The organism is Halorubrum sp. Hd13 (assembly GCF_002252755.1).
Lineage (GTDB): Archaea > Halobacteriota > Halobacteria > Halobacteriales > Haloferacaceae > Halorubrum.
Genome location: NZ_NHOY01000100.1, coordinates 1 through 589, shown reverse-complemented (window position 1 = coordinate 589; position 589 = coordinate 1). Strand labels below are relative to the sequence as shown.

Genomic DNA, 589 nt, shown 5'->3' with positions numbered 1-589 from the left:
GCAACTCAGCCAAGGTGAATTGTGTATGCTGTAATTGGTCGAGCGTTGTTCCGAATAACTCTCGCTCTTTCACATAAGTAACCGTGTCAGTAAGTACACCTTCCATACAAGCAACGGCACAATTCGCAACAATTAGCCGTTCACGAGGTAATTCGTTCATTAACACGGAGAAACCTTGATCTACTCCTCCGAGAATATCTCGATCATCTAACAGAATATCTTCAAAAAATAACTCCGAAGTATCACAAGCATGTAATCCTATTTTTTCAAGATTTTTCCCTTTAGTAAAACCATCCTTACTTGCGTCAACGATAAACAGCGATATTCCTTTCGATGGTTTTACATCCAATTTCGTTTTCGCTACAACAATCGCAAAGTCACAAAGCTGACCATTCGTAATAAATGTTTTAGAGCCATTTAATACATATCCATTCATTGCCTCATCAAAATTTGCTGTTGTTTTTATCCGTTGGAGATCACTTCCGGCACCCGGTTCAGTCATTGCGATTGCACCAACTAATTCTCCTGAAATCATTTTTGGTAAGTAATATTTCTTTTGTTCTTCGGTTCCATATTGGAGGAAATAGTT

General features: G+C 38.4%; 1 protein-coding gene. It reads right to left on the bottom strand.

Translation table 11 applies throughout. The features are described from left to right. Positions 1 to 589, bottom strand: a 589-nt coding sequence (locus DJ81_RS12950; RefSeq protein ID WP_170938326.1) for an acyl-CoA dehydrogenase family protein, incomplete at both ends; no start/stop codon positions are given.